The organism is [Mycobacterium] fortunisiensis, from assembly GCF_019050325.1.
GTDB lineage: Bacteria > Actinomycetota > Actinomycetes > Mycobacteriales > Mycobacteriaceae > Mycobacterium > Mycobacterium fortunisiensis.
This window is the reverse complement of record NZ_VOMB01000010.1, coordinates 169,607-188,456: the sequence shown is the minus strand read 5'-3', so window position 1 is coordinate 188,456 and position 18,850 is coordinate 169,607. Positions and strand designations below refer to the sequence as shown.

20 protein-coding genes are annotated in these 18,850 nt (G+C 66.2%); 3 read left to right on the top strand and 17 right to left on the bottom strand.

All coding sequences use genetic code 11. The features are described 5' to 3' along the window. The first annotated feature begins 31 nt into the window (after positions 1–31). The 3 genes from FR943_RS07585 to FR943_RS26760 are packed head-to-tail and all read left to right on the top strand — an operon-like array spanning position 32 to position 2,110. The gene (locus FR943_RS07585) at positions 32–712 is read left to right on the top strand and encodes a maleate cis-trans isomerase family protein (RefSeq protein WP_308170492.1); all 681 of its coding nucleotides are present in this window, start codon (positions 32–34) and stop codon (positions 710–712) included. A 25-nt stretch (positions 713–737) separates the two neighbouring features. After that, positions 738–1,457 carry a maleate cis-trans isomerase family protein gene (locus tag FR943_RS07580; protein ID WP_217155725.1) on the top strand — a complete coding sequence of 240 codons (720 nt, stop codon included), beginning with the start codon at positions 738–740 and terminating at the stop codon, positions 1,455–1,457. Continuing rightward, positions 1,454–2,110 (top strand): GntR family transcriptional regulator, encoded by a 657-nt coding sequence (locus FR943_RS26760; protein WP_217155724.1) that lies wholly within the window; start codon positions 1,454–1,456, stop codon positions 2,108–2,110. Before FR943_RS07580 ends, FR943_RS26760 begins: the two co-directional genes overlap by 4 nt. On the opposite strand, the gene FR943_RS07570 is transcribed toward FR943_RS26760, so the two are convergent. The 17 genes from FR943_RS07570 to FR943_RS07490 all read right to left on the bottom strand — a co-directional run bounded on the left by FR943_RS07570 (position 2,096) and on the right by FR943_RS07490 (position 18,724). Further along, positions 2,096–3,547: an MFS transporter gene (locus FR943_RS07570; RefSeq protein ID WP_217155723.1), complete on the bottom strand. Its 1,452-nt coding sequence runs from the start codon at positions 3,545–3,547 to the stop codon at positions 2,096–2,098. The two genes, FR943_RS26760 and FR943_RS07570, sit on opposite strands and share 15 nt — an antisense overlap. A 207-nt stretch (positions 3,548–3,754) precedes the next feature. Then, on the bottom strand, positions 3,755–5,539 hold the full coding sequence (sppA, locus tag FR943_RS07565; RefSeq protein WP_217155722.1) for a signal peptide peptidase SppA: 1,785 nt from the start codon (positions 5,537–5,539) through the stop codon (positions 3,755–3,757). Positions 5,540–5,667: 128 nt separating this feature from the next. Next, positions 5,668–6,111: a 50S ribosomal protein L15 gene (gene rplO / locus FR943_RS07560; RefSeq protein ID WP_217155721.1), complete on the bottom strand. Its 444-nt coding sequence runs from the start codon at positions 6,109–6,111 to the stop codon at positions 5,668–5,670. Continuing rightward, positions 6,111–6,296 (bottom strand): 50S ribosomal protein L30, encoded by a 186-nt coding sequence (gene rpmD / locus FR943_RS07555; protein WP_217155720.1) that lies wholly within the window; start codon positions 6,294–6,296, stop codon positions 6,111–6,113. Before rpmD ends, rplO begins: the two co-directional genes overlap by 1 nt. A gap of 2 nt (positions 6,297–6,298) precedes the next feature. Next, complete coding sequence (gene rpsE / locus FR943_RS07550; protein WP_076192879.1) at positions 6,299–6,955, bottom strand: 30S ribosomal protein S5; 657 nt, start codon at positions 6,953–6,955, stop codon at positions 6,299–6,301. 25 nt (positions 6,956–6,980) lie between these two features. Then, positions 6,981–7,388 carry a 50S ribosomal protein L18 gene (gene rplR / locus FR943_RS07545; RefSeq protein WP_218045397.1) on the bottom strand — a complete coding sequence of 136 codons (408 nt, stop codon included), beginning with the start codon at positions 7,386–7,388 and terminating at the stop codon, positions 6,981–6,983. A 3-nt stretch (positions 7,389–7,391) separates the two neighbouring features. Next, positions 7,392–7,931, bottom strand: coding sequence for a 50S ribosomal protein L6 (rplF, locus tag FR943_RS07540; protein WP_066901384.1), 540 nt, complete (start codon positions 7,929–7,931; stop codon positions 7,392–7,394). Positions 7,932–7,944: 13 nt separating this feature from the next. Beyond that, positions 7,945–8,343 (bottom strand): 30S ribosomal protein S8, encoded by a 399-nt coding sequence (gene rpsH / locus FR943_RS07535; RefSeq protein WP_029106887.1) that lies wholly within the window; start codon positions 8,341–8,343, stop codon positions 7,945–7,947. Positions 8,344–8,427: 84 nt separating this feature from the next. Continuing rightward, a complete protein-coding gene (locus FR943_RS07530; RefSeq protein WP_003883429.1) occupies positions 8,428–8,613 on the bottom strand; it encodes a type Z 30S ribosomal protein S14 in 186 nt (61 codons plus the stop codon). 4 nt (positions 8,614–8,617) lie between these two features. Further along, positions 8,618–9,181: a 50S ribosomal protein L5 gene (rplE, locus tag FR943_RS07525; RefSeq protein ID WP_217155719.1), complete on the bottom strand. Its 564-nt coding sequence runs from the start codon at positions 9,179–9,181 to the stop codon at positions 8,618–8,620. Continuing rightward, positions 9,181–9,498 (bottom strand): 50S ribosomal protein L24, encoded by a 318-nt coding sequence (rplX, locus tag FR943_RS07520; RefSeq protein ID WP_003883431.1) that lies wholly within the window; start codon positions 9,496–9,498, stop codon positions 9,181–9,183. The genes rplE and rplX overlap by 1 nt, the downstream gene beginning before the upstream one ends. Continuing rightward, positions 9,499–9,867 carry a 50S ribosomal protein L14 gene (gene rplN / locus FR943_RS07515; RefSeq protein WP_067091049.1) on the bottom strand — a complete coding sequence of 123 codons (369 nt, stop codon included), beginning with the start codon at positions 9,865–9,867 and terminating at the stop codon, positions 9,499–9,501. It lies immediately after the preceding gene. 173 nt (positions 9,868–10,040) lie between these two features. Further along, positions 10,041–10,913 (bottom strand): formylglycine-generating enzyme family protein, encoded by an 873-nt coding sequence (locus tag FR943_RS07510; RefSeq protein ID WP_217155718.1) that lies wholly within the window; start codon positions 10,911–10,913, stop codon positions 10,041–10,043. A 59-nt stretch (positions 10,914–10,972) separates the two neighbouring features. Further along, a complete protein-coding gene (locus FR943_RS07505) occupies positions 10,973–13,324 on the bottom strand; it encodes an arylsulfatase (RefSeq protein ID WP_217155717.1) in 2,352 nt (783 codons plus the stop codon). A gap of 57 nt (positions 13,325–13,381) precedes the next feature. Continuing rightward, the gene (locus FR943_RS07500) at positions 13,382–13,948 is read right to left on the bottom strand and encodes an NUDIX hydrolase (RefSeq protein WP_217155716.1); all 567 of its coding nucleotides are present in this window, start codon (positions 13,946–13,948) and stop codon (positions 13,382–13,384) included. Between the two features lie 29 nt (positions 13,949–13,977). Then, positions 13,978–16,563: a LuxR C-terminal-related transcriptional regulator gene (locus tag FR943_RS26755; protein ID WP_217155715.1), complete on the bottom strand. Its 2,586-nt coding sequence runs from the start codon at positions 16,561–16,563 to the stop codon at positions 13,978–13,980. A gap of 76 nt (positions 16,564–16,639) precedes the next feature. Further along, entirely contained in the window at positions 16,640–18,724 is a 2,085-nt protein-coding gene (locus FR943_RS07490) for an alkyl/aryl-sulfatase (RefSeq protein ID WP_246584901.1), read from the bottom strand. Positions 18,725–18,850 lie beyond the last annotated feature (126 nt).

Below are 18,850 nucleotides of genomic sequence, written 5' to 3'. Positions count from 1 at the left end.
CCCACCGTTGCACCAGGTGGGGATAGGTGTTGTGACACCGTACGACTTCGCGCTCGACCGCGAACTGTGGCGCTGGGTACCCGACGACGTCAGCCTCTACGTCACCCGGCTGCGCTACGCCCCGCTGCCGGTGACCGTCGACATGGCGGTGCACGTCTCCGAGCCGGACCAGGTCGAGGCCGGCGCCGCCAACGTGCTGGCGGTGTCCCCGCTGGTTACCGCATATGCCTGTACCGCAGGAAGTTTCGTCAAAGGCATGGCGGGCGAGGCCGCCCTGGTGGCGGCCATGCGTGCGGCGGGCGCCCCGGCGGCGGTGACCACCAGCGGCGCCATGCTGGCCGCACTCGCGCATCTCGGGGCGAGCACGGTCACCACGGTGACCCCCTACACCGCCGACCTGACCACCGGGCTGACCAGCTATCTGATGGAAGCCGGGATCGAGGTGGCGGCCACCGCCGGTTTGGGGATGACATCGCGGATCTGGTCGGTCCCCTACGAGACGACGGCCGAGCTGGTCCGCAGCGCCGACTGCCGCGAGGCGCAGGCGATCGTGATCAGCTGCACGAACCTGCCCACCTATGACCTGATCACCCGGCTCGAACGTGAGCTCGACAAGCCGGTGATCACGGCCAACCAGGTGACGATGTGGGCGGCGTTGTCGGTCGCCGGACGCAAAGCCGTCGGCGCCGGCCAACGGTTGTTGGAAGCCTGACGGTGCACCTCGAAAGGACAACTGCATGGCCACGGTAGGGATTCTCTATCCCGGCCACAGCGCCGAGGACGACTTCGCCGTCCTGGAATCACACGCCCACCCCACCCTGAGGCTTCCGGTCGCGATCACAACGGTCGGTGAGGATGCGCATCGCGTCGATGCGCTCCTGGATCTCGGCCGGACCGAACGCCTGACCGACGGTGTCGCGCGACTGGGACCCACACGTCCGGACTCGATGATGTGGGCATGCACCTCGGGCAGCTTCGTGTTCGGCCGGGACGGGGCGCGACGGCAGGCCGACGACGTGGCCGCGGCCGCTGGTGTCCCCGCGTCCTCCACGTCGATCGCCTTCGTAGATGCGTTGCAGTACTTGGGTATACGCCGGGTGGCGGTCGCCGCGTCCTACCCCGAGGAGGTGGCGGCCCACTTCGTCGCGTTCCTGTCCGGTGACGGTGTGGACGTGGTGTCGGCGGGAAGCCACGGCATCGTCACCGCCGCGGAAGTGGGCCGGCTGGAGCCGGGGACGGTCACCGCGATGGTGCGCGCGGCCGATCACCCCGAGGCCGATGCGGTACTGGTGCCCGACACCGCCATGCACACACTGGGTTTCATCGATGAGCTGGAGTCCGCCATCGGCAAGCCGGTGCTCACCGCGAACCAGGTCACGGTGTGGAAGGGCCTGGCCCTGATCGGTTCGGTGCCACCGATACCCGGGCTGGGCCGGCTGTTCGGGGCGGCACGGTGACCGACTTCATCGCACCGGTCGAGCAGGAGTCGACGGCGAGCATCGTGGCCGACAAGCTGCGGCAGGCCATCGCCTACGGCGAAGTCGTGCCGGGCACACAACTGGGCGAGGCCGAACTGGCGCGCAAGTTCGGGGTCAGCCGCGGACCCGTGCGCGAGGGAATGCAGCGCCTGGCCCAGGAAGGGCTGCTCATCGCGATCCGCAACCGGGGCGTGTTCGTCAACACCATGGATGTCGACGAGATTCGCGACATGTACGTGGCCCGCGAAGCGATCGAGCGGACGGCGAGCCGCCGGATCCTGGAGGGCGACCACCTCGCCGCCGGTGAGGCGTTGCTCGAGGTGGTCGACGAGATGGCGACGGCCGGCGACCTGGACGAGGTGAGTGAGGCCGACATGCGCTTCCACGAGCTTCTCGTCGAGCTGGCAGGCAGCCCGCGGCTGTCGCGCATGCACCAGACGTTCCTGGTCGAGACGCGGATGTGCGTGCATGCCCTGGCCGACACCTACGACGCCCTGTCCGACCGGGTCAGTGAGCATCGGGCACTGGCCTGCAGCATCCGCTCCGGCGACGAAGCACTGACCGACAAGTTGATGCTCGAGCACATGCAGGACGCCGTCGAGCGCCTGATCGCCCGGTTAGGTGTCGGTTGAGGCCGTCGGCCGGTCGGAAACGACGACGATGTCCTCCGCGGAATCGGCCTCGAAACCGGGCTCGTAATCCAGCTGGGCGGGAGCCTCTGGCGTTCCGGGGATCTCGGTGCCGCTGATCGGGCATCGGGCGGTTTCGGGGACCTTGACGAGCGCCACCGCCCCGATGACACAGGCGATCATCATGTAGTAGGCGGGCACCAGCTTGTCCCCGGTCAGCCCCACCAGCCAGTCGTTGACCGCCGGAGCGGTGCCACCGAACAGCGAGGTGGACACGTTGTAGGCGATCGCGAATCCGGCGTAACGGACCTGGGTGGGGAACATTGCCGGGAAGGTCGCCGAAATCGTCGACAGCTGAGGCACATACAGCAGTCCCAGAACGGCGAAGGCGATGATCGCGCCGACCATGTTCGTCGACATCAACAGGAACATCGGCACACCCGCGATGAGCAGACCGATCAGCGAGAACCACCACATCGGTTTACGCCCCACCCGATCGGAGATGTGTCCGGACAGCGGCAGGAACACCATCATCGTCAACATGCCGATGATCGGCACGATCAGCGAATGACTGCTCGACAGACCGATGGTCTGTTCCAGGTAGGTCGGCATGTACGTCAGCAGCGTGTAGTTGACGACGTTGAGCGCGATCACCAGTCCGGCCAATCTCAGGATCGGCCCCCAGTACTCGACCACGAGATCCTTGAGTTCGGACACCGGGCCGCTTTCCCGCTCCCCGGTCTGTTCGAGTTCACGGAAGACCGGGGTGTCCTCCAACTTGGATCGCAGATAGACACCGACCAAGCCGAGCGGAGCCGCGACCAGGAACGGCAGCCGCCACCCCCACGAGCCCATCTGGTCGTCGCTGAGCCACACCGAGAAGCCCAGCATCAACAGCGCACCGAGGGAGAATCCGGCAAGCGTGCCGACTTCGAGGAAACTACCGAGGAATCCGCGCCGCCGTGACGGTGCATATTCGGCCATGAAGGTGGCGGCACCGCCGTACTCGCCGCCGGTGGAGAATCCCTGCACCATGCGCAGCACCACCATCAGCGCCGGCGCCCACACCCCGATCGAGTCATAGGACGGGACCAGGCCCACGCAGAACGTCGCGCCGGCCATCAGGACGATGGTGATCGCCAGTACCTGTCTGCGGCCGACACGGTCACCGAGCGGACCCCACACGAACCCACCCAGTGGGCGCACCAGGAACGAGATCGCGAACGTGGCCAACGCCAACAGGGTTGCCTGCGCCGCATCGCCGGGAAAGATGGCGGCGGAAATGTAGCTCACCCCGTAGGCGTAGATCCCGTAGTCGAACCACTCGGTGGCGTTGCCGATCGCCGATGCCGCAATGGCGCGCCTGAGCACTCCGGGATCGGGCGGATCCTCGGGGGGTTCGCGGTGGTCGATCTCGGGTTTGTCTCCAAAGCCCTTCATCGGGCTTTTATGCGCAGGCACGAGTCCTCCATGTGTCTGACGACACCGTTCCCCGCCGCGCGCTCTGTTACGGCTGCTCTGACTGGGTTGAACACCGCAGGGCCAGGCCGTCGTCTCGTCGACAATTCATCTGTTGTCGCGACCTGACGTTACAGCCCGGGGGTTGCTCCCGCACCGCCCGCTACCGCCTCGTTATCATCGGACCCGTCAAAATCGGTGGGTGCCTGTCCACAACGCGCTCGTCCCGGTCATCGACTGTTCGATCCCCTGGACGGCGCCGACCACCGACTGGCCCAACAGTGCGCCCAGCGCCTGCGGCAGCGACGCCGCCGCAGGTTGTGAGGAAGCCTTGGGCCGCAGCATGTCCAGCCAGGACGAGCCGGGGTAATGCAGCACCCGCACCTTGGTGTCGGGGTCCACGCCGGCCAGCACCTTGGCCCGGGTGATCGCGGCCCGCAGGCCGCCGAGTTCGTCGACGAGGCCGCGGTCCCTGGCGTCGGCGCCGGTCCACACCCGGCCCCGGGCCACCTCGTCCACCCGCTCGACCGCGAGCTTGCGACCGTGCGCCACCCGCTCGATGAAATCGGTGTAGATCAGGTCGGTCTCGGCTTCGATCTGGGCATGCTGTTCGTCGGTGAAGGGTGCGTTCGACGACCAGGCGTCGGCATTGGGGTTGGTGCGCAGGGAATCCGATCCGACGCCGAGCTTGTCCTTGAGTTCACGCGACACCAGCTTGCCGGTGATCACTCCGATGGATCCGGTGATGGTGGCGGCGTTGGCCACGATCTCGTCGGCCGCCATCGACACGTAGTAGCCGCCCGAGGCGGCCACCGCACCCATGGAGGCCACCACCGGCTTGCCGCGCTCACGAGCCCGGAGCACCTCGCGCCAAATGGTTTCCGAACCGGACACCGAACCGCCGGGGCTGTCCACCCGCAGCACGATCGCCGACACGTCGTCATCGGCGGCCGCCTCGCGTAGCGCCGCGGCGATGGTGTCGCCCCCGGCACTGGAATTGCCCAGCGGCAGCACCTGTGGCCCGCCGCGGCCACTGACAATCGGGCCGTGCAGGGTCACCACCGCGACGGTGGGCTTGGGCTTGCGGCCCGGGATCGGCGGTGTCGGCACCTTGGGTGTGGTGCGGGCATAGCGCGAAAGATAAAGCCGCGGAAGGGCATCCGGGTGGCTGTCGGCGTCGGCGCCGGGTTCGGTCGGGCCGCCGGACAGTTCCCCGATCCGCGCGTATGCTTCGTCGCGGAAACCGATCCGGTCCACCAGACCGCCGGTGACGGCGGCGTCGCGCAGCACCGGCGCGGTGTCGGCCAGCGCGTTGACGGCCTCGGGCGTCAAGTTGCGTGATTCGGCGATGGCCTGCCACACCTGCGACTGCAGGCTCTCGATCATCCGGCCGTCGGCCTCGCGCTGGGCGTCGGTGTAGCTGTCCTCGGTGAAAAGGTTTGCCGCGGACTTGTATTCACCACGGGCGACGAACTGCGCCTCGATGCCGGCCTTGTCCAGCGCGTCGCGCAGGAACATCGCGTTGGTGGCGAATCCGACCAGACCGACCGTGCCCGACGGCTGCATCCACACCTCGCGGAACGCCGACGCCAGGTAGTACGACAGTGTGCCCGGGTAGGTTTCGGCCCAGGCCAGGGTGGGTTTGACGGCGCCGAACGCGGCGATGGCATCGCGCAGTTCCTGCACCGGGCCCGGAGCGGTGGGCGGCAGCTGGACCCGCGCGATCAGCCCGGCCACCCGATCGTCCTCGGCCGCACGGTGGATCGCCGCGACGGCCTGACGCAACACCAGCGGGCGACCACCGCCGGCGACGATGGCCAGCGGGTCGAAGCCGATGGTCTCCGGCGGCATCGACAGCAGATCCAGCTCCAGCACGCACCCGTCGGGCACGCCGTTGTGTCGGGCCGTATCGACGCGTCGGACCAGCGTCTTGAGATCGTCGGTGCCGGGAAGTCCGGGGAGGAAGGCGAACATGGCCCGAGCCTACCTGTGTCCCCGGAGTCCGCGAGCAGACGTAAAAGTGCCCCTTTTCAAGCGAAAAGGGGCACTTCTACGTCTGCTCGCGCAGAGAAATTACTACAGCACGGCGGCGGTGCCGCCAATTACAGCTCGGTGGCGCTGCCACCGGCCGCGGTGATCGCCTCGCGGGCGCTACCGCTGAACTTGTTGGCGGTCACGTCGACCTTGACGGCCAGCTTGCCGTCGCCGAGAACCTTCACCAGGCTGTTCTTGCGAACCAGCCCCTTGGCCACCAGCTCGTCGACACCGATGGCGCCGCCCTGCGGGAAGGCCTTGGCGATGTCGCCGACATTGACGACCTCGTAGGAGGTCCGGAAGCGGTTCTTGAAGCCCTTGAGCTTCGGCAGCCGCATGTGGATCGGCATCTGGCCACCCTCGAACGTCGCGGGGACGTTCTTGCGGGCCTTGGTGCCCTTGGTACCACGACCGGCAGTCTTACCCTTGGAGCCCTCACCGCGACCGACGCGGGTCTTGGCCTTCTTCTCCCCGGGAGCGGGCTTCAGGTCGTGAAGCTTGATAACGGACATCAGGACTTCACCTCCTCCACCTCGATGAGGTGATGAACAGTCTTGATCAGGCCGCGGGTCTGCGCGTTGTCCTCACGCACCACGGACTGACGGATCTTCTTCAGCCCCAGCGTCCGCAGGCTTTCGCGCTGCTTCCAGCGTGTGCCGATGGTTCCGCGCACCTGGGTGATCTTGAGCTCTGCCATGGTTATGCCGATCCCTCACGCGCTGCTGCGGCAGCCAGCGCTTCGCTCTCGCGCCGGGCCTTCAGCATGCCGGCCGGCGCCACATCCTCGAGCGGCAGACCGCGACGGGCCGCCACTTCTTCGGGACGCTGGATCATCTTCAGCGCGGCAACGGTGGCGTGCACCACGTTGATCGCGTTGTCGCTGCCCAGCGACTTGGCCAGGATGTCGTGCACCCCGGCGCACTCCAACACCGCGCGGGCCGCGCCACCGGCGATCACACCGGTACCGGGGCTGGCCGGACGCAGCATCACGACACCGGCAGCAGCCTCGCCCTGAACCGGGTGCACGATGGTGCCACCGATCAGCGGGACGCGGAAGAAGTTCTTGCGAGCTTCCTCGACACCCTTGGCGATGGCGGCCGGAACTTCCTTGGCCTTGCCGTAGCCGACGCCGACCATGCCCTTGCCGTCACCGACGATGACCAGTGCGGTGAAGCTGAAGCGCCGACCACCCTTGACCACCTTGGAGACGCGGTTGATCGACACCACGCGCTCGATGTAGTTGCTCTTCTCGCCGCTGTCGCGGCCACCACGGCCACCGCGGTCGTCGCGGCGGCCACGGCCACCACGGTTGTCGGAAGCGCCTGGGCCGCCGGCACCAGTTGCCTGCTCGGCCATCATGCAGTCCTCTCGTTGACAGTCATCAGAATTTCAGCCCGCCCTCGCGCGCGGCATCGGCCAGCGCGGCGATCCGGCCGCCGTAGGTGTAGCCACCGCGGTCGAACACCACGGTGTCGACGCCGGCAGCCTTGGCGCGCTCGGCGATCAGCTGACCGACCCGAACGCTGTGCGCCTTCTTGTCACCCTCGACCGCGCGGACGTCGGCCTCGATCGACGAGGCAGCCGCCAGCGTGACGCCCTGCAGGTCGTCGACGAGCTGCACGTGGATGTGCCGGGCCGAACGGTTGACCACCAGGCGCGGGGTCGCCGCGGTGCCGGAGACCTTCTTGCGCAACCGGGCGTGCCGACGCAGCCGGGAGTTACGGCGGGTCTCAGAGATGTTCTGCCCCACCGGCTTACGGGCGGTGGCAGCTTCAGTCTTTGTAGCCATGACTTACTTACCTGTCTTTCCGACCTTGCGGCGGATCTGCTCACCCTCGTAACGCACACCCTTGCCCTTGTACGGGTCGGGGCGGCGCAGGCGGCGGATGACCGCGGAGATCTGACCGACCTTCTGCTTGTCGATACCGGAGACCGAGAACTTGGTGGGCGTCTCGACGGCGAAGGTGATGCCCTCGGGCGCCTCGATCACCACGGGGTGGCTGTAACCGAGCGCGAACTCCAGGTTGGAACCCTTGAGCTGGACGCGGTAGCCGACGCCGAAGATCTCCATCTTGCGGGTGTAGCCCTCGGTGACGCCGGTGACCAGGTTGGCCACCAGGGTGCGGGAGAGCCCGTGCAGGGAGCGGCTGCGCCGCTCGTCATCGGGACGGCTGACCACGATGGCGCCATCCTCGTTGCGCTCGACGGTGATCGGCTCGGCGACATCGAGGGTCAGGGTGCCCTTGGGGCCCTTGACCGAGACGTTGCGGCCGTCAATCGTCACATCGACCCCGGCGGGAACCAGGACCGGCTGCTTACCAATACGCGACATGTCTTCTATCCCCTCACCACACGTAGGCGAGGACTTCGCCGCCCACGCCGCTTCGTGCCGCCTGACGGTCGGTGAGCAGGCCCGAGGACGTGGAGATGATCGCCACGCCCAGGCCGCCGAGCACCCGAGGCAGATTGGTGGACTTTGCGTAAACCCGCAGACCGGGCTTGCTCACGCGGCGCAGGCCGGCGATGCTGCGCTCACGGCTGGGGCCGTACTTGAGCGACACCACCAGGGACTTGCCGACGCGGGCATCCTCGGTGCGGTAATCGGAGATGTAGCCCTCTTTTTTGAGGATCTCGGCGATGTTCGCCTTGATCTTCGAGTGGGGCAGGGTCACCTCGTCGTGGTACGCCGAATTGGCGTTGCGCAGACGTGTCAAAAAGTCTGCGATCGGGTCAGTCATCGTCATGACAACCGGCTCACCTTCCTCGCGGCGGTTCCCCGTGCCCAATTGTTGGGGGAGGCCTTCCGCAACCTGTTGTTGTGGGGTCTGTTACCAGCTGGACTTCTGCACGCCGGGCAGCTCGCCCGCGTGCGCCATCTCGCGCAGGCAGATACGGCACAGTCCGAACTTGCGGTAGACCGAGTGCGGGCGACCGCACTTGTTGCACCGCGTGTACGCGCGCACCGCGAACTTGGGCTTCTTGTTGGCCTTGTGGATCAACGCCTTCTTTGCCATGTGCTCAGTTCTCCTTGAAGGGGAAGCCCAGCGCCTTCAGCAGCGCACGGCCTTCGTCGTCGTTGGTCGCCGAGGTGACGACGGTGATGTCCATGCCGCGCGGGCGGTCGATGGAATCGACATCGATCTCGTGGAACATCGACTGCTCGTTGAGTCCGAAGGTGTAGTTGCCGGTGCCGTCGAACTGCTTGGCGTTGAGGCCGCGGAAGTCGCGGATACGGGGCAGCGCGATGGAGATCAGCCGGTCCAGGAACTCCCACATCCGGTCGCCGCGCAGGGTGACGCGGGCGCCGATGGGCATGCCCTCACGCAGCTTGAACTGGGCGATGGACTTGCGGGCCTTGCGGATCTCGGGCTTCTGGCCGGTGATCAGGGCCAGGTCGTTGACCGCGCCGTTGATCAGCTTGGCGTCGCGGGCGGCGTCGCCGACACCCATGTTGACGACGACCTTGACCACACCGGGGATCTGCATGACGTTGTCGAACTCGAACTGCTTCTGCAGCGACTCACGGATCTCTTCGCGGTAGCGCTGCTTCAGCCGGGGCTGAACCTTCTCTGGTGCAGTCATCAGATGTCCTTGCCATTGGTCTTGGCGATGCGGACCTTCTTGCCGGTCTCCTCATCGACGCGGTAACCCACGCGGGTCGGCTTGCCGTCGGAGTCGACGACCATCACGTTGGACACGTGGATCGCGGCCTCCTGGGTGACGATGCCGCCCGACGATGCCCCGCGCTCGTTCTGCGACTGCGCGGTGTGCTTCTTGATCCGGTTGACGCCCTCGACGAGGACCTTGTCGCGGGTCGGGTAGGCCTCGATGACCTTGCCCTTGGCGCCCTTGTCCTTGCCCGAGACCACCAGCACGGTGTCGCCCTTGTGGACCTTCATTTACAAAACCTCCGGCGCCAGCGAAACGATCTTCATGAAGCGCTTCTCGCGCAGTTCGCGACCGACCGGCCCGAAGATGCGGGTGCCACGCGGGTCGTTGTCGGGCTTGATGATGACGGCGGCGTTCTCATCGAACTTGATGTAGCTGCCGTCGGCGCGGCGGCGCTCCTTGACGGTGCGCACCACGACGGCCTTGACGACATCGCCGCGCTTGACGTTGCCGCCGGGGATGGCGTCCTTGACGGTCGCGACGATGACATCACCGATGCCGGCGTAGCGTCGCGACGAGCCGCCGAGCACGCGGATGCACAAGATCTCCTTGGCGCCCGTGTTGTCGGCGACCTTCAACCGCGATTCCTGCTGAATCACTCGATCTCCTGACCTGGTTTTGTATGCACGCCAGATACCGACCTGGACGTGCGCGGTCTTTGTTTCCGAAGGGCACGCGGGGCTGACCAAAACGCACGGTCAACCGAGGTCTGCCCAAGGCAACCCCTACATAGTAGGTGAGCACGGCGAATGCACCAAATCACCGCCGATCGTCAACCGGCGGCGCAGCGAAATCCGATGTGGGTGGTCGCGCTGTCCTGGGACTGCGGGGATCGGGCCGCCGGGCGGTAGCGGTGACAATACTCCGGCGCGCACAGGTGTGAACCGCCCTTGAGCACCTGGTTCACCGCCGGATCCGGATCTGCCGGCGGGCAGCACGCCGGGGCGTCGGTCCCCGGCCGGTGGTGTCCGGTGAACCGCGTGGTGGTCCACTCCCAGACGTTGCCGATCATGTCGGCCAGGCCGAACCCGTTGGCCGGGAAGCTGCCGACCGGTGCAGTGCCGCGCCAGCCCAGCGCGCCGTCGTTGCGATACGGGAACCGGCCCTGCCAGGTGTTGGCCATCAGGCGTCCGCCCGGGGTGGGCTCGTCACCCCAGGCGTAGGCGCCCTCGACTCCCCCGCGCGCGGCGTACTCCCACTCGGCCTCGCTGGGCAGGCGCCGGCCGGCCCAGGCCGCGTATGCCGCGGCGTCGGGGTAGGCCACCTGCACGACCGGATGGTCCGGTTCGGCCGGATCGCGATCGGGCCCGAAAGGACGCCGCCAGTGGGCCCCGGGCATCCAGTCCCACCACTGCCGCCAGTCCCGCAGGTCGACCGGCCCGGGCGTCGGGGTGAACACCAGCGCACCGGGGACCAGGTCGGCCTCGTCGACTCCGGGATAGAGCGCCGGGTCCATGGGACGTTCGGCGATCGTGACGTAGCCGGTGGCGTCGACAAAGGCGCCGAATTGGGCGGTGGTGACCGGATGCTGCTCGATCGCGAAGGCCCCGACCGTCGCGGTGTTCACGGGGGCCTCTTCGGGGTAGAACGCCGTCGAGCCCATCCGGAAGGTTCCGCCCGGCAGCTCGATGAGTTCGGTGAGCACGGCACCGAGGTTAGTCGGAGGTCTCACCGCACTGGTCGATCCTGGGCGCCATCCCTGGCTCAATCCTTGGCGAACGCGGCGGCGAGATCGGCTTCGAGATCCTGATACGGCTCGCCGGACAGATCCACGGTCACCTGGGCGATGGTGCCGCCGGTGAAACCGAACGGGGCGCGGTACTGCTGTGACACCGCCGATCCTGGGTTGCGGCCGATGCAGATGCCGCCGCCGGCAAGGGCGAACATGCCGGGGTGGGTCTGCATGTCCGCCAGTTCGGCCACCGCCGTGTCGTCGACGAACAGGCTGGTGTCGCCCAGCGGGGTGTGGCTGCCCTCGACCGTGCCGGTCCGACGGTACTGCACGCCGAAGATGTGCCGCCCCAACGGGATCGGATCGGGGGCAGCCAGGTGCTGCTCGTGCTCACCGAGGAAGTTGTAGACGTAGTGCAGCTGCCCGTCGGCGATGAACAGCACGTGACCACCGTGGGCGCCACCCTGTTTGAACAACACGCCCTGCGCGTCGGCAGTATCCACCGTGACATCGGCGAGCACCGTGAACGACTGCCCGCGGAGTTCGGCTGCCGCGCCCAGCCCGACCTCGGCGGTATGCGGGTAGTAGGTGTAGCGCGAGCGTTCGCCGGCGAGATAGGGCCGCCACCGGCCCATCGTCTCCAGGATGGTCAGATCGGCCAGCGGCAACCCGTGGTATTTCTCGGCCTCGCTGAACCACAGCGCGGTGAGTTCGGCGAGTTTGTCCGGATGTTCGGCCGCCAGATCGTGGCATTGGCTGCGGTCGGCCTCGATGTGGAACAGCTCCCAGCGGTCGGAGTCGAAGTGCGACCAGCCCGACGGGGTGGCCGCGTGCACGGTGTTGGCGAACCAGCCCTTGTGCCAGATGCCACGGGTTCCGAGCATGGTGTAGAACTGCGTTTCCTTGCCCGTGGGTGCGTCCGGATCATCCAGCGCCACTTTGAAACTCACGCCGTCCAGCGGCTTCTGCGGAACTCCCCGCACGCTCGCCGGCACGGTGATGCCGAGCAGGTCGTACACCGTGGGGGTGATGTCACAGACGTTGACGTAGGTGTCGCGCACCGCTCCCTGGGCAGCAATACCGTTGGGCCAGGAGATGATTGCTGTGTCGGCGATACCGCCTTCGTGCGAGGCGTACCGCTTGAACAGCTTGTAGGGCGTGTTGAAGGCCAGCGCCCAGCCGATCGGGTAGTGATTGTAGGTCTGCGGTGAACCCAGCCGGTCGAGGAATTTCAGGCCTTCCTCAGCGGTGTCGATGTAGCCGTTGAAGAATTTGGTCTCGTTGACCGAGCCGTTCGGCCCGCCCTCGCCACTGGCACCGTTGTCCGAGATCACCACGATTATCGTGTTGTCGAGCTGTCCGGTCTCCTCCAGGAAGTCCAGGATCCGGCCGATCTGGGCGTCGGTGTAGGACAGGAACCCGGCGAACACCTCGGCCATCCGGGTGAACAACCGCTTCTCGTCGGCCGACAGCGAATCCCACGGCCGTACGGTGTCCTGCGCGGGCCACGGTTCTCCGTTGGGCCCCGTGACCTCCGCATACGGGTTGACCGGGGAGAGTTCGGTGTCGGGCGGCACGATGCCCAGCCGCTTCTGGTTCTCCAGCACGATGTCGCGGTAGGCCTCGTATCCCATGTCGAACCGCCCCGCGTACCGGTCCGCCCATTCCTTGAACACGTGGTGCGGGGCGTGGCCGGCCCCCGGGCACAGGTAGGTGAACCACGGCTTGTCCGGGGCGATCACCTTGGCGTCGCGGATGAACTCGATGGTCTTGTCCGCCAGGTCCTGCGAGAGGTGATAGCCCTCCTCCGGGGTGGCGGGCGGATCCACCGGGTGGTTGTCGTACACCAGGTCCGGGTACCACTGATCGGTCTCGCCGCCCAGGAATCCGTAGAACCGTTCGAACCCCCGCGAGCACGGCCAATGCCGTTTGGTGGCAGCCAGATTCGACTCCTCCAGCGGGGTGAGGTGCCACTTGCCGAGGCAATAGGTGTTGTAGCCCTGCTCGGCGAGGACCTCCGAGAGCAGGGCGGTCTCGAACGGAATCCGCCCGTTGCAGTTGGGAAATCCGTCGGTGAACTCCTCGATGGTGGCCATGCCGACCGTGGTGGCGTTGCGGCCGGTGAGCAACGAGGCCCGGGTGGGCGAGCACAGCGCGGTGGTGTGGAACTGCGACAGCCGAACTCCACGCTCGGCGATCCGGCTCATCGCGGGCATGTCCACCAGTCCGCCGAAGCAGTCCCAGGTGGCGATGCCGGTGTCGTCCCACACCAGGTACAGGACATTCGGGGCGTCCTCGGGGGCGGTGGGCGCCGCGTAGGGACCCCAATCCGGTTCGGAATCCCGGATGTCCAACTCGATCCTGCCGTTGAACTCGCTGGCCATGCTGAGCCTCACTCCCGGTTGGCGATTCGGCTCCGACAGGAGCAATCGAGGCGGAGATTACACCCGCCGATCGGTGCTTGCCGGGAATACGGGTGCTTTGTCGTCCGCCGCGCTCGGCCCGAGCAACTGCGGGATCAGCACCCGGGTGTCGGGAACGAACGGCCAGTGCGGGTCCGCCAGGTGCGCGGCGAGTTCGGCATCGGTCCACCACCAGCCGTCGACGACCTCCTCGGGCTGATGCCGGATCGCGCCATCCCAGCGCGCCTCGAACGCAAAGAGATGGCAGCGCATCGGTTTTCCGGCCCACTGCCCGTCCCAGGCCGCCGCGGCCAACGGTGTCAGCGCAACGGCACCGATGCCGAGTTCTTCGGACAGTTCCCGGGTGGCCGCCTGTAGCGCGCTCTCCCCCGGGTCGACGACCCCACCGGCCAGGCAATCGTGCATCCCGGCGAACACCGCCTTGGTGTCCGAACGCCGGTGCACATAGATACCCCGGCCGTCGACCGAGCGCACCAGCACCCCGGCGCTGGCGTGCCACAGTCCCTCGGCGTAGACCCGTGAACGTGGTGCGGCGCCAATGGCATTGCCCTCGGCGTCGTACACCGCGACGAGTTCGTCGGTCATGTCCCTCCCTACCTCGCCGAGCAGCCGCGCTAGCGGGCCGCTCGCCGGATGGCCTCGCGACGATTCGCCGCACCCAGCTTGCGGTAGATCGACCGCTGGTGAGTCTTGAACGTGTTCAGCGAGATGGACATCTTGTCGGCGATCTCCTGCATCGTCATCGGCGTGCGCAGGAAGGCCAAGATCTCCCGCTCGCGCGGGGTGAGCCGCCCGAGGTCCGGCTGGTCACGGTCGGAGGCCACCAGGGCGTCTTCGACAAAGTCCGGGTAGGACGTGTACGACAGGTGCGCGGCGAGCAGTTCCTTGCCTTCCGGGCCGGGATTGTCGACGAACTGATACCGCACCCGCTCTGGACCGGCGATGCTGACCAGTCGTTCCATCCGCTGATGAGCCAATTCGGACTCGTCACGCCGCCAGGCCAACAACGCCAGGGTCCACAGCGCGTAGGCCCCGATGTATCCCGGAAGCTGCGGCTCCAGCGCCTGGTTGGCCAAGCGCTCGGCCAATTCCGGTGCGTCGAGGCGTCGGCACATCCCGGACAGTACCGCTGACACCATCGGCACGTGCGCAGCGCCGACCACGGCATCGGCAAGCATGAGCGCCTGACGGCGGTCCCCCCGGGCTTCGGCGAGCCGGGCCCGGGCCGCCGTCTTGTAGCTGACCCACGGCACACCATGGGTATCGGTGTCGGGCATGCGCGCCACGGCGGCCTCGGCGAGGTTCATCATGTCCCGGTCACGCAGTGTCGCTGCGCTGAACGCCAGCATCATTCGCGCCATATCCGGGTAGCCGATGCCGGCCGCAGTGTTGGCGGCGAGGAAATGCTCTTTGGCCGAACTGATCTCGCCATGCCAGAATTCGATCCAGCCGGCGGTGAAGCGATCGATGCCGTCTCCGTCGTGCGACAACCACAGTTCTGGCGTCGGCGCTCCGGACGCCACCGCGAGTTGGAGCGCGTGCTGAGCTCGGCCGAATTCGCCGGCGTGGCCGAGAGCGAAGGCCAAATTCTGCCGGGCTCGGCAGGCGACCTCAGCAAGCCCCAACACGGCGCACTCCGACACCGCTGCCTCCAGGTAGGCGGCACCGCGCGTCGGTCCCCGGCGCAATCGGGAATCCGCCCAGCCGAGCACGAACAGCGCACACGCGTAGATGCGCGGCCCGACCAGCTCCCGGTTCGTCAGCGCGGTCTCCACGCGACCGGCCGCCTGCGCCATCGCGTCGCGGTCATCAGAGATCAGCAGCGTGGTCAGATCCGCGATGAACTCCAGCCGCCCCGGTGTTGTCACCGATGAAGGCATCGCTGCCGCCCGGTTGAACAGCAGCGCGGCCGTGACGTCGTCACCGGCCATGGCTCGACAGCTGGACCTGATCATCAGGATCTCCGGCTGTTCGCCAAATGTCTCGGTGAGCCTGAGGCACGTCACATCGAGTGCGGTGGACCGTGATTGCAGCAGCAGCTCCAACCAATGGTCGGCGACGATGTCGTAGCCGAGGCGGTCGTCGCCGCGAATCGTGTGCTCGACCGCCTCCAGCGGATACCGCCGCGCCAACTCGGCACCGGCGAGCCGGTTGAGCTGCTTCCACTCCTCGGCGGACCGTCGTTTCAGGATCTCCTGGCAATGTGTGACGAAGATCGAATGCCATTGAAAGACCGCGCTTTCCCCTGACCCGATACGTTCCAGGAAGAGGCCGGCAGAAACACAGTCGTTGAGAAGTTTTCCGCTGTCTGGATGGTCTGTGAGTAGCCGGGCGAGTTGACCGTCCACCCGTGGGCACACCGTGGCCTTCAGCGCGAACTCGGCCAGATCGGGCCGGATCCGGGCCAGCACCGCCGTCTCCATGTAATCGGTGAGATCGACATCGACGGTGAACGCCGGCGCTCGCTCGCCGCTCACCAGGATGAGGCGGACGGCGCCAGGCCATCCATCGGTGGCGGCCAGGATGCGCTCGATGTCGCCCGGCTCGGGTGACCTACCGGTTGCGGCGACCAACGCCTTCACGTCGTCGCCGGTGAAAGCCAGGTCTTCCGAACCGATTACCGCTACCTTGTCGTGAACCCGCAGCCGAGCCCAGGCGGGGCTCACCGGGTCCGTCGTGATCAGCACGAATCGCAACCACTGCGGCCCGTTCTCGACCAGCTCGACGACATCGGCGTCGCGCCATATCGACCGGGCCAGCTGGAAGTCATCGATGACGATCGTCACCGGCAGAGGTGGCTCGATGGTCATCAAGGCGGCCACTGCCGCGTCATACCCCGTCACATCGAACGCCGCCGTCAAGCACCGTTCCAATGACCTGTCGCCGCCAGCGCGAGCGGTGTTCAGCAGCGCGGTCAGGATGCCGCGCAGCACGTCGGTGCGGTCGTTGACCCGTTCGGTGAGTGTCAGCCACCCAACCGAACCGGGCTGGTCACGCTGTCGCCCAGAGGCCCACTGTGCCGCCGAGACGGTTTTCCCGAAACCCGATGGGGCGGCCACGAATACGGCACGACGGTGGCCCAGATGTTCATCGAACAGGGCGATGATCACCCGGCGCCGCAGCATCTCTGGGCTCGATGACGGCGTGGTCGCGAGGAACCACGGCACCGGCTGCATTGCCGATGTTCCGAAGGACTGCACGCTGGTTCCTATCGCTTACTGTCGCGGGCACGGTGTGCTGCCCGGCGGGGCACCGGACAGCACACCATTGTCCCCGCTAGGGGGTGACGATGTTGAACCAGAACGGGAAGGTGTCGAGCAGGCCCATGAACTCGTCGAATGAGCCCCGGTTACCGTCGATGGTCACTTTGTTCTGCGCGATCGCGTCCTCCAGTTTGAGGTTGCCGAGCTGGATGTCATCCAGCGTCGCCTTGTCGAGGGTGACGGTGGCATTGGCGTTCGGCACCGGCGCCGGCGCGTAGTTGAGTACGGCGTTCTCGACAGTCAGGCCGTATTCCTTGTTGATGTCCTTGAAATTGACGTTCATCGTCAGATTCTTGCCGGTGGCTTTCTGCCCGTTCAGCCGCACCGCCAGGTAATCGAACAACATGTCGGGGGGCATCGCCCTGACCGTGTCGGGGCTCGCACTGTCGAGACCCCCGGTGTCGGGCACACCATTACGCAGCTCATAGGCTCCCTGCAGATATATCGAACGCCACGGGCCCGACTCGGCCTGATATCCCAATTGCTCGTACGAGTCCGCGAGCAGGTTCTTGGCATCGGTGTTGTCGGGGTTGGCGAACACCACCTGCTTGAGCACCGTGGCGGTCCAGCGGTAGTTGCCGGCGTCGAAATCCTTCTTCGCCTTGTCCAGAACGGCGCCTTCGCCGCCCATGTACTCGACGTACTTTTTGGCGGCGGGCTCTGGCGGCAGATCGTCGAGATCTGACGGATTGGCGTCATACCAGCCCATGTACCGCTGATACACCGCGCGTGAATTGTGCTTCAGGGTCCCGTAATAGCCACGGTCGGGCCAGAAGTTGTTGAGTTCCGGCGGCAACGTGATCTCCTCGGCGATCTCGGAGCCCACCAGACCGTTGTTCATCATCCGAACCGACTGGTCGTGGGTGTACTTGTACAGATCACGTTGACGCTTCCAGTAGTCGATGATGTTGGCGTTGCCCCACCTGGGCCAGTGGTGACTCTGGAACTTGACCTCGGTGTTCGGCCCGTACCGCCGGATGGTCTCGTCGATGAACTTGGCCCACACCAGCCCGTCGCGCACTTGCGCGCCGCGCAGCGTCAACAGGTTGTGCATCGTGTTGGTGGTGTTCTCGGCCATCCACATGGCCTTGAACTGGGGGAAGAACGTGTTCATCTCGGTGGGCGCCTCGGTGCCGGGCGTGTACTGAAATTCCATCTCGACACCGTCGATCGTCATCTTCTGACCCGTGTGGTCGATGATGTCGGTCGGAATGATCATGCCGGCGGTTCCGGTCGAATTCGTCTGGCCCAGACCAGCTCCCACACCACCTTGGGCGTTGCGCGGCAGCAGCGCACCGAACATGTACACCGCGCGACGGCTCATCGCGTTGCCCGCGATGACGTTCTCACTGATCACGTCCTCGACGAAGTTGACCGGGGCGATGATCTTCACCTTGCCGGAGTCGACGTCGGCCTGGTTGACGACACCGCGCACGCCGCCGTAATGGTCGATGTGTGAATGGCTGTGTACCACCGCGACCACGGGGCGGGGACCCAGCTTCTCGTTCGCCAGATCCAGAGCGGCCTTGGCAGTTTCCGCCGAGACCACGGGGTCGATCACGATCCAGCCCGTATCACCTTTGATGAAGGTGATGTTGGACAGGTCATAGCCCCGCACTTGGTATATCCGGTCCTTGACCACCTCGAACAGTCCGTACTGCATGTTGAGCTGGGTCATGCGCCACAAGCTGGGATTGACGGTGTCGGGCGCCGGCTTGTCGTCGGCGATGTACTTCTTGTATTCCTCGAGGTCCCAGACCACGTTGCCGTTCGCGTCCTTGATGGTCAGCGTGTCAGGGCGGGCGATTAGGCCGCGCTTCGCATCCTCAAAGTCGGACTTGTCATTGAACGGCAGTGTGTCGAGCAGCTTCTGATTGGCCGCCTTGGTCGCCTCAGTGGCGCCCTTGACGCTGTTGTCGGTCTTGACCGGGCCGCCGCCACCACCGGATGCTCCGCCGTTGGAATCGTCGTTGCAGGCGGCAATCAAGGTGGTCGCGACACCTGCCACCGCCAGCCCGCCCAGCATCCTGCGCCGCGGCAAATGCGCCCGCAATTCGTCAGGCTTATCGGCTTGATTTGACGTTGAATTGGGATCCATGCCAGTGAATTATGCCGTCGTCGCACCTGATTTTCGCGTGAAACACCGGGCCAGGAGCAATTCCATTTCAGCACTGATGCGGCGTGCGATCTGCTCGATTTCCGGCCATCCGAATTGCGCTACAAA